The sequence below is a fragment of the Anaplasma phagocytophilum genome (assembly GCF_023476575.1).
Lineage (GTDB): Bacteria > Pseudomonadota > Alphaproteobacteria > Rickettsiales > Anaplasmataceae > Anaplasma > Anaplasma phagocytophilum_A.
This window is the reverse complement of record NZ_JAHLEX010000038.1, coordinates 1-10,175: the sequence shown is the minus strand read 5'-3', so window position 1 is coordinate 10,175 and position 10,175 is coordinate 1. Positions and strand designations below refer to the sequence as shown.

Genomic DNA, 10,175 nt, shown 5'->3' with positions numbered 1-10,175 from the left:
TTTTATACCTTCTCGTGGCCCCGCTCCTACTGCTGCGGCTACTCGAAGGCGAGCTTTCTTATCCTTACATGAATTTGGAAACTTATTGAACTTTTCTATGTCCTTTACTGTTATTAGTCCGATGCAAATATTGTTCTGTTACGGCACGTTTTTGGTCTTCGTTAAATCCTTTCCTCCGCTTTGTTTATTATCTCTGGTACGAGATAATGGTAGATTCCTATTGAAGCACTTAAGGCTTATATGCGCTTGGCTTAGTCCCTTCTATTCTGTGTGAGACTTATCGTGTGATTTCGTTCACAGGAGGTTACTGCATATTGAGGAAGAGTTCCTTCACAACTTTTTGTTAAAAATTTTCCTGAAACAAGAAGAGATAATCTTCACCCGCACATTGCACGGTGCCATCATCACAAAGCTCGATTTTACCCTGCGCAATGAGACCCACTCCCTTGGGATAACACACGTGCTCAGCCGCCAAGATTCGAGTTGCCAAACTTTCAGCGGTGTCTTCTCTAAGTACAGGTACCGCAGCCTGCATTATTATCGGTCCGGCATCAAGTTCTGGATATACATAATGTAGGGTACACCCTGCTATTTTCACACCTGCTCTATATGCTTGTTCCTGAGCATTCAACCCCTTAAAAGATGGGAGCAGTGAAGGGTGAATGTTAATTATCTTGGTATGCCAATCCGTAACAAACTTTTCAGGAAGTATGCTCATGAAGCCCGCAAGACAAACCAAGTCTACATTGTGCTCTCTTAGTACCGTACTGATATGCTCTATATCCAGCGGTCTACGCCTAACCACAAAGGTGGGGATCCCATAACTCTGAGCTATCAATAGCCCGCGTGCCTCGGCATTATTAGAAATAACACACGAGATAATAGCACCAGACGACCCACCAGTCGAAAACGCCTTCGCTAGCGCTTCAAGGTTGGAACCTCTCCCAGAGATCAGTACACCTATGCGCAGTTCTCGCTTCACAGAAGTTACTTTTCTGAAGATTTTTGATTAATAGTTCCCTCATGATATTTCTGGATAAATCTATTCAGCAACATCACACCATAGCCCGTAGCTCCTTTTTCAGCAATTTTAGACCCTGTATCGCTCCATGTAACACCTGCTATATCCAGATGAGCCCAAGGTACACCATTTACGAAGCGCTGCAAAAACTGCGCTGCAGTGATGCTATCAGCACCGTGCCCAGCCGTTGAGATGTTTTTTACATCGGCAATAGAAGAATCGATCATTTTGTCGTATTCATCTCCCATAGGCATGCGCCACAACTTCTCATTGACCTCATTTCCGGAATCTATCAATTGTTTGGAAAGAGCATCATCATTAGAGAAAAGCCCAGCATATGGTCCTTCTCCGAGAGCGACTACTATAGCTCCGGTCAAGGTAGCGAGATCGACCATAAACTTTGGAGCAAACATCTTTTGAGTATACCAGAGCGCATCAGCAAGAACTAACCTACCTTCGGCATCCGTATTTAAAACTTCTATAGTCTGACCAGACATAGAGGTTACTACATCTCCTGGACGCTGCGCATTACCGTCTACGGCATTTTCTACAAGTCCAATAACCCCAACAACATTAACATTGGCTTTTCTAGCAGCTAACGTGCGCATCAGCCCTACTACAACCGCAGAACCGCCCATATCATACTTCATATCCCACATACCTTTGGAAGGCTTGAGGGATACACCTCCTGTGTCGAACGTAACGCCTTTACCGATAAAGGCTAGGGTATCACTATTATCGCGCGCACCGTTCCATTTCATTACCACCAGCTGGGAGCGCTTGCTACTACCTTGCCCTACACCTAGGAGAGCCATCATACCTTCAGACTGCATGCGCTCTTCATCCAATATTTCTACTTCTACGCCCAGGGGAGTAAGTTCGGCATGAACCCTCTGTGCATACTCTTCAGGATAAAGAACGTTGGCTGGTTCCGATATCAAGGAACGAGTGAAAAATATAGATTCTCCCTCTGCCTTCAACAATTCAAAATCCTTGCTGATTGTAACTGGATCCTTATTTACGGCTACCGCTAACTCTTCTACTTTTGCAGTGTGCTCGGATTTCTTGCTGTGAAAGTACTTGTTAAACATAAAACTACGCAAGAAGGCGCCATACGCTAACCTTGCCTCTACATCCTGCGGTGCTATAATTACGGCCTTGGATGCTTTTATCTCTTCAAGACGTGTATAAATTGCTCCTCCGAGCTCCATTGCCATGTGTTCCAAGATTGTATCTGATTTTTTACCCAGACCTACAAGGAGGACTGCTCTGCTTTCTGGCGTAAACACTACAGGCATTGTGCTTGCAAAAATTCCTGAGAAAGATGATGCAGCCTTAGCCTCGAGAATGGCCTTGACCTCCGGACCATGTAGTACACCGTTATCTTCCAGCGTATTGCTTCCCTCAAAAACTCCCACAACAATTACTGCTGTTTTAAGCAGCGCAGAAACACCCGAAGCCAAGCTCAAGAAGGATATGCCGACCATACAACCCACCATTAAAGCACAAACGCTGTTGAATACTAATCCCATTTGGCATTTATATCAAGGCGGTAATGCATTGTGTTTGCTGTGTTGCTAGATAACGGAATACCCAGTGCTTGATGGTGGGTAACAGGCCAATATACAACCGTTGATTGTTTTAAAGTGCACAACTCGACAAAGTTCTTCTGTAATGGCTAGAGGGATGAAGATGCATTACGTATGCTGTGGAACTGTTATCGAGAGTAAAATTCATTGTATTTGCACTATTGTTCGTCCTAATCAAAAGCTTATCAAAAAATTTACCCTGCGAATATTATGGGCTTGATATTTCCAACTTTGTTTTGCATACCGTTTATAGCTGTGCTAGATGGTGTTACTGCAGGGAGGGCAAATCAGGAGAGAAGGTTGAAGAACGGTCAGTTTTGCAAAGTGAAGCAGTGCGTTGTAATAGTACTTGTGCTTATAGCAAGTCAGTTGATGTCTGTTTCACACGCAGGAGCAGTGGATTCTGTGCTTGTGAATTGTGTCGAGACGCCTGGTATTAATGATACGAAAGACAATCACAGACCGGATGTTTTCAATCTTTCTAACAATTTAGCAAGGCGTGTAGGCAGTGCTGATGTTGCAGGGGGAAAGGTTATATATCTTGTTGGCAGAGTAACTGATGCACACTGTACCCCTTTGAGCAATGTGAATGTTTTTATCTGGCAGGCTGATTCTCGGGGTATTTATGCTGGGTATCGAGGTTACGATGAGAGGTTTCTTGGGTCTGGTAAAGCTACAACGGATAACTTGGGCAATTTCGGCTTTATTACGGTAGTACCAGGGGGAAACTCTGATAGTGATCCTGTAATACACTTTCTAATTAAACATCCAGCATTTCCTGAATTTCAAGCCGATATGTTTTTTGAGGGAATTGGCAATCAAGGGCTCTCTAATCTGAGCAGAATCCCAAGTGCTATGAGAAGGTTGCTAACAGCGCGGTATGCAGGTAAAAAAGGTGGTGTACCTGTTTACGAATTTAATCTCACGTTTGCAGATGATACAAGTACTCCGTACGAGTAGATAAAAAACGTAAGAGCTTTTACAGTGACCTCTAGCCTAGTTTTCCAGAACAGAACGTTTTAGCGTGCAATTCAGAATTTGATTTTGGTTGTGCAAAAGTATATATTTAAAGCAATGAGTGTGTGTTCAGGGTTTAGCTTATGGGCAAAAATCCGTTGCGTGGCCGTGGGAAGAAAGTTGCCGGGAAAACAGCTGATACTGGTTATCGTGGTAGGTCGGCTATCTCTTCTGTGAAGAAAGCTGTCAAGGATACGGTTGGAGATCTGTGTTGTGGCAGATCGGCTATGTCTCCCGCAAAAAAGGTGACTACCTCTGGGTTTATTGCTTTCTCGTGGTATGTCAGGGTCACAGGGGCTTTGTTGCTGCTTTTGTTATCGCCGGTTATTTTGCTATACGTGCTTTCTCTACCGCTGGCTCATGCGTCGCAGTATGCGTGGGCTAAGGTAGTATCAAGACGTAGGTGGAAGGAAGGTGAGCGTGTCCGCACCGGCAAGCTACATCGTCTCGTAGGTCCTGCAGCACGTCAGGTATTTGTTTACATGCATACGTTCCTGAGTAACGTGATATTTTTTGCATTGGTGCTCCGCGCGGTAACGGCGGTTGTATCTCCTGTTGCTATGCCACTGAAGGCAGCGTTTCTATATGCGTTACTACCAGCTGCTGTCTTTTTGTTATGCTCTGTTGTATACCACTATTTTTCTTCGGTTTACCGCCTCAAGGATGGTCTGCCTCTTCGGTATAGTGCAAAGTTGCTATGGCGTAGCCCTGAAAAGACGTATGACAGGTGTGATGACTCTGTGCTTAATATGACGTTTAGGGAGCAGATTCGCAGTGCGATGAGCATGACCTCTTTAGCAAGGATGGATCAGCAGTTGCTGTTTGGGGTACCTACTGCACTTATTGCTGCGGGCTGTTATGTGCTTGATCTGTGCACTGGTGAGGAAAAGGAAGCTGCCGCAGTTCGTGAAGAGGCAAGCACCTACTTTACAGGGATATCTATTGACTGGAAGATGAGAGCTGGTCTCTTTAGGGCATAATCTGTCAAGAAAAAAATATTTTTGGACTGCAGCATCACGTGGGGGCTGTTGAGCGGTATCCTCGCGTTTTGCTGAGTGTAGTTTGGTGCTTCTGCTTTTTGAATGCTATCATACCTGCTGGTGCCTGTTTGGCGTATCGTTACTTGTAGTAAGACGTTTTTGTAGTTTGTTTTCTTAAGTAAAAGAGTACAGTAGGTTGTCAGAGCGTTTGTGCACATTGTCGATTTTGTTAGTGAATGTCTAGTGATATTTTGGGTTTTGTGTGTGATTTATTGCATATATAGGTAATGCCGTGGGGTTTTCTCATGAAAAGACGAATTGTGCTGGAAAGGGCAAGTCAAAGACTCGTACGGTGAGGGTTTATTCCGCAAGAAAAGACAAAACTTTCCGTCTTGATGAGGAAACCTATGATTTGAGAAACCGAATATACGTCTGCTATATTCTTTGTACATCGGTTCTATGTGTGGTGCCTGTGCTACCATACTACGTGTCAAAAGAACTCTATAAAAGAGGATATAGACGCGGTGCTGCAATAAGCATGGAGCTATTTTTGTATTCACACTGCCTATTGAGTTTCACTCTTGTCTCTACGCAGGTTGTACTTTTTCTGTTGCGAGGGCACCCTAGTCTTTTGGATGGTTTTTTCGTTCGTCACAAAGATTTAGCAGTTCTTCTCTTGGCAGTTATGTGTGCACTGCCAGCATTTTTGCTGGTGATTATAGTGAGGTATGCGCGCATATGTAGCATAGTGAAGACTACGGGGTGTAGTCTTATAGATGCGTTATTGGAGCGTAGCTACCTCACTGATGTAACCCATGGTGTGCCGGTTTTGCTGTGTTATACCGGGGATTACGGACCACTTTTTACACATGAGAGCGTCAAGAGTAAGAGGAATTGCGGTGTAGATTTAGTGCTTGATATATACCTATACAGTACATCATACTTATTGATGCTTCCGGCATGTTTTGGATTGCTTTGTGATTTTTTCCTGCAGCAGAAAAAAAGAGTGGCATTGTCAGTTTGCAGGGTGTTGGGCGTTACGGCGCATGTTTTATTAATAAACACCGTTATCATAGCCACTATAACGTTTATTTTGGGTAAGTGCTCTATAAACATTGCTCTCATAAAACTATATGCAGATGCTGCTAGTACGGCACTGCTTAATGGTGTGCTGATTTCGGCTTTTATAGTTATGCTTACGGGAGTATTTTGCTACTACGAGATCAGTAACAATACTTATGCATGCGCTACAGAAGAAGTGCCAGATGAAGTAGCACGCTCGGTGTTGAAATTTGGGTTACCAACACTTGGTTTGTACTTTGTGTGTGATTTATTCCGTATTAGGGCCACGCGGAAAGAACGTGGGTGTGAGTATAACAGGTACGATTTTGTTATTGATGTTATACACAGGGTAATGCAAGCATTTTTGATTCTGCCCATACCATTTCTATATATTGCAAGTAATATGCAGGGGCGAAGAAGGGTAGCAGCAGTATTACAGCGCACAGGGGTTTATCTCGAGGTATTTCTAGAGAATTTCATTCTGTTTTCGTTAGTTTTTTGTGGGATATTGCAAATACCAGCTGTAGCGAATCTCTGCCCTCCTACATTGTGCGTCCCTCTGGGATGTATGGTATCAATCTTGGTCTTGGTCATTGCTGCTGGCTGGGACTTATATCACACTAGAAAGGTATGCAAATCACGGGGAGAAAAATTGGAAGACGTTGTGCTGAATAATGAGTTTTTAAAAGATCAACTTTCTAATTTTAGCATATTTAATTTCGTAGCTTCTCGTGTTATTTCTTTAATTTTTAAAGAAGACGCACGAAGCAGTTGCAAGGTTTATGATAACGTTGAAGATGATGTAGGAACATTTTTAGAGATGTCTATGCTGGAATGCATGGAAGGAAGGAATGACAATCTGAACACAGTGACAAACGCTGCGGCTTAATGTAACCATTTTTCAGTATTGTAATCCTCCCCATGACGCATATTTCTCACTTTGTAGCAATGTTACGACATTTTGTCATGTAGCTTCTTTGATAACTAGAGAATTATTTTCCTCAAATACAACAAGCTTGCTACCCTCTTTTATTTTGTCTCCCAGCAACAAGCATGCAAGTTGATTTTGAATGTGTTGCTGTATTAGGCGTTTTAATAGGCGTGCCCCATATGCTACATCATAACCATGCTTAACCAGCCACGATTTTGCTCCTTGATGCAAAGAAATTGTAATGCCCTTATCGCTGATAATTTTTTGTAGATTCGATATCTGTACATCCACAATGTGCTCTATATGTTTCTGAGTCAGTCTATTGAATATCATGATCTCATCAAGCCGATTCAGAAATTCCGGACGGAAAGATAGGCTTAGCATTTCTAATACAGTTTTCCTTACTACAGGATCGTTACTATCTTCCGTGCTATTTATTAGGATGTCTTGCCCTATGTTTGACGTGAGCACAAGTATCGTATTTTTGAAATTTACTAAATTACCGCGGCTGTCCGTCAATCTTCCTTCGTCGAGAACTTGTAAGAGCAAATTGAAGATATCTGCATGGGCTTTTTCTATTTCATCGAACAATATTACCTGATATGGTCTCCTACGAACAGCTTCAGTTAGTAGTCCACCTTGTTCATATCCTACGTATCCAGGAGGCGCTCCTATCAGTTTTGCCACAGAATGTTTTTCCATAAACTCCGACATATCGAAGCGCAGTAGAGCAGAACTTGAGTCGAAGAGGAACTTGCTTAGAGCTTTAGTGAGTTCTGTTTTTCCCACGCCAGTAGGGCCCAAAAATAAGAAGGAACCCATAGGTCTTTGAGCATCTTGCACGCCAGCACGTGATCTCCGAACTGCGTTACTCACAGCTGCTACAGCACTATCCTGCCCTATAACGGTCTTCTTAAGCTCTTCTTCCATGTGTAATAGCTTTTCCTTTTCACTATTCATAACGCTATCCACTGGAATACCAGTCCACCTTTCTACGATTGCAGCTATATCATTTGCTTTTATTTCCTTTCTTAGTAGCGAGCCCGCTATCTCCTCATATTTCTTCAATTCTGTTTCTAAAGATGGAATGATGCCGTACATTAGTTCTCCGGCCCTTGAAAGGTTACCCATTCTTTGTGATTGCTCTAATTCTATACGGGCACTATCTAGGGATTCCGTTAATTCATGCATTTTTGCGATCTTTGCCTTTTCAGCCTGCCATTGGCTATTTAAATCAGCCGCCTCAGAACTCAAGCTCTGCAATTCCCTGCTAATTTCCTCTAAGCGCTGCTTTGATGCTTCAGTATTCTCATTTTTTAGTGCCTCAGACTCTATTTTTAACTGCATTACCTGACGATCAATACTGTCTATTATTTCTGGTTTGCTATCAATTTCAATCCTTGCTCTACTTGCCGCTTCATCTATTAAGTCAATTGCCTTATCTGGTAAAAATCTGTCAGGTATGTATCTGCTGGATAAGTTTGCTGCCGCTACTATAGCGCTGTCAGTGATTCTAATACCGTGGTGCAGCTCATATTTTTCCTTAATTCCTCTTAATATTGAGATAGTATCGTTAATACTAGGTTCTGCCACAAATACTGGTTGAAACCTCCTAGCGAGGGCAGGATCTTTCTCTATATGTTCTCTATACTCATCTAGAGTTGTTGCACCGATACAGCGTAGTTCACCCCGCGCAAGGACTGGTTTCAGTATGTTAGAGGCATCCATGGAGTCGCCGGTAGATCCAGCGCCTACCAGCATGTGTAACTCATCTATAAACAGTATGATTTTACCGCTAGACAGGATAATTTTGGATAGTACGGCTTTGAGACGCTCTTCAAATTCACCACGATACTTAGTGCCTGCAACCAATGCAGCTAAATCTAGCGATAGTACCTTGGCGCCCTGCAGCCCTAGGGGAACATTTCCGGAAACTATTGATTGCACTAACCCTTCTACGATAGCACTCTTACCGACTCCAGGTTCACCTATAAGGGCAGGATTGTTTTTTGTTCTACGTGAGAGCACTTGAATAAGGCGTCTAGTTTCATCACTTCTACCGATTACAGGATCCATTTTACCTTCAGTAGCGAGCTCCGTAAGATCTTGCGTAAATTTTCTCAGAGCATCGAATTTTTGTTCAGCAGTTTCGCTATCCGCTTTGGTTCCTTCGCGCATTTTTTCTATTAAAGTATTGAGCTTTGTAGCGGTAACTCCAGCATTTATCAGAACTCTTGAAACGTTGCTGTTAACCACTACTAGTGCTTGTAACAATCTTTCAGCAGAAATGTACGCATCACCGTTTCTTTGAGCAATGTTGCTAGCTTCTTCCAGAACCTGAGCCAATTCTCTCGAGAGATTTAGCTGCCCGCTACCGGATCCGCTAACTACTGTCAATTTGCTCAGATGTTGCGCGAGTGCATCGCGAATCTCGTTTATACCGGCATTGCAGGATGACATAGATATAAGGTTTTCCGTCAAACTACCTTTTTCATCTAACATTACCTTCAGTAGGTGTTCAGGCAAAAGAAACTGATGTCCTGAAGATATGGCAAATACCTGTGCCTGCATCACGAAACTTCTTGCCTTTTCAGTAAACTTGTTCAAGTCCATATACGTGAATCTCCTGCTCTAAAGAATCTCATACATAGTAGGTATGTATTCATTGGCAAAAAATAAATAGTAAATCAAATTAAAAATTGGTACCGTCCGTAATGTATGCATTACAAAACACACTTCCCTAAGTAGAATTGATTTACGTGGTTGTGGTTGAAAGAACTATTTTGCTTGTCAATGTCTACTATAAGAAGTACCATGCAGACTTGTGTTGGTGTAACGTGAGACTGGATTATGGATGGTCTCTTACGTGGTAGGGTAGCGTTAATTACGGGTGCTTCAGGTAGTATAGGTTCGGCTGTCGCGAAGAGGTATGCTGCAGAAGGGGCGAGTGTTGTACTCGCATCTCGAAACGTTAGTAAGATGAAGGCTTTGTATGATAGCATACAGGGCTTGGGTGGTGATGTTGTATTGGCTCCAATAGACCTACATGATTACGAGAGTGTTGGAAATTTAGCTCTCTCCATCGAGAATAAGTATGGCTTGCTTGATGTTCTTGTATCCACCGCAGCTGTGTTGGGGAATTTAGCTCCTGTGCAGGAGTGTGACCCCGTCAAGTGGAAGGAAGTGATAGGTGTAAACCTGAACGCAAATTGGTATCTTATTAAGCATTTTGACGCGCTGTTGAAGCAATCAGCAGCTGGAAGGGCTATTTTTGTGACTTCAGAAGCTACGAGGACGCTACCAAATTACTCGTATTTTGCGCCTTATGCGACGAGTAAAGTTGCGCTGGAAGCTCTGGTTCAGGTATATGCAGCTGAGACGAAGCATAGTAAGTTATGTGTTAATATGGTATATCCTGGACAAGTTGATAGTGGTATACACGCGGCAATTTTTTCAACTCAGGAACAATCGAAGTTTCCTTCGCCAGAAGAGTTGACTGATAAGTTTGTCGAGCTGGCTTTGCTGGAGTGTGCTGTGACAGGACAGGTGTATGAACTTACAGTGGCAGAGAAAGT

Annotated in this window: 8 protein-coding genes; 5 read left to right on the top strand and 3 right to left on the bottom strand. The window is 43.0% G+C overall.

Annotation, left to right across the window (positions count from 1 at the left end):
- Nucleotides 1–274: hypothetical protein (locus KPX09_RS02775; protein WP_249548862.1), on the top strand; the 274-nt coding region annotated here is incomplete at its 5' end.
- Between the two features lie 69 nt (nt 275–343).
- Here KPX09_RS02775 and purN read toward each other — a convergent pair.
- Together purN and KPX09_RS02765 are read right to left on the bottom strand one after the other, a co-directional pair.
- Nucleotides 344–982 (bottom strand): phosphoribosylglycinamide formyltransferase, encoded by a 639-nt coding sequence (gene purN / locus KPX09_RS02770; protein WP_249548860.1) that lies wholly within the window; start codon nt 980–982, stop codon nt 344–346.
- Between the two features lie 5 nt (nt 983–987).
- Nucleotides 988–2,508, bottom strand: coding sequence for a leucyl aminopeptidase (locus KPX09_RS02765; RefSeq protein ID WP_249548859.1), 1,521 nt, complete (start codon nt 2,506–2,508; stop codon nt 988–990).
- 312 nt (nt 2,509–2,820) lie between these two features.
- Between KPX09_RS02765 and KPX09_RS02760 the strand changes: the two genes are divergently transcribed.
- From KPX09_RS02760 to KPX09_RS02750, 3 genes are all read left to right on the top strand, one after another.
- A complete protein-coding gene (locus KPX09_RS02760; RefSeq protein WP_249548857.1) occupies nt 2,821–3,570 on the top strand; it encodes a protocatechuate 3,4-dioxygenase in 750 nt (249 codons plus the stop codon).
- 140 nt (nt 3,571–3,710) lie between these two features.
- Nucleotides 3,711–4,607 (top strand): hypothetical protein, encoded by an 897-nt coding sequence (locus KPX09_RS02755; protein ID WP_249548856.1) that lies wholly within the window; start codon nt 3,711–3,713, stop codon nt 4,605–4,607.
- A 292-nt stretch (nt 4,608–4,899) separates the two neighbouring features.
- Entirely contained in the window at nt 4,900–6,558 is a 1,659-nt protein-coding gene (locus tag KPX09_RS02750; protein ID WP_249548855.1) for a hypothetical protein, read from the top strand.
- 75 nt (nt 6,559–6,633) lie between these two features.
- On the opposite strand, the gene KPX09_RS02745 is transcribed toward KPX09_RS02750, so the two are convergent.
- Nucleotides 6,634–9,213 (bottom strand): ATP-dependent Clp protease ATP-binding subunit, encoded by a 2,580-nt coding sequence (locus tag KPX09_RS02745; protein ID WP_249548854.1) that lies wholly within the window; start codon nt 9,211–9,213, stop codon nt 6,634–6,636.
- Between the two features lie 237 nt (nt 9,214–9,450).
- On the opposite strand from KPX09_RS02745, the gene KPX09_RS02740 reads away from it, so the two are divergent.
- Nucleotides 9,451–10,175 (top strand): SDR family NAD(P)-dependent oxidoreductase (locus KPX09_RS02740; protein ID WP_249548853.1); only part of this gene is annotated, 725 nt, incomplete at its 3' end.

Bases quoted from the DNA above. Each gene is read 5' to 3' on its own strand.
- KPX09_RS02765 (WP_249548859.1), bottom strand. From the start codon at position 2,508: ATGGTCGGCATATCCTTCTTGAGCTTGGCTTCGGGTGTTTCTGCGCTG.
- KPX09_RS02760 (WP_249548857.1), top strand. From the start codon at position 2,821: ATGGGCTTGATATTTCCAACTTTGTTTTGCATACCGTTTATAGCTGTG.
- KPX09_RS02745 (WP_249548854.1), bottom strand. From the start codon at position 9,213: ATGGACTTGAACAAGTTTACTGAAAAGGCAAGAAGTTTCGTGATGCAG.
- KPX09_RS02755 (WP_249548856.1), top strand. From the start codon at position 3,711: ATGGGCAAAAATCCGTTGCGTGGCCGTGGGAAGAAAGTTGCCGGGAAA.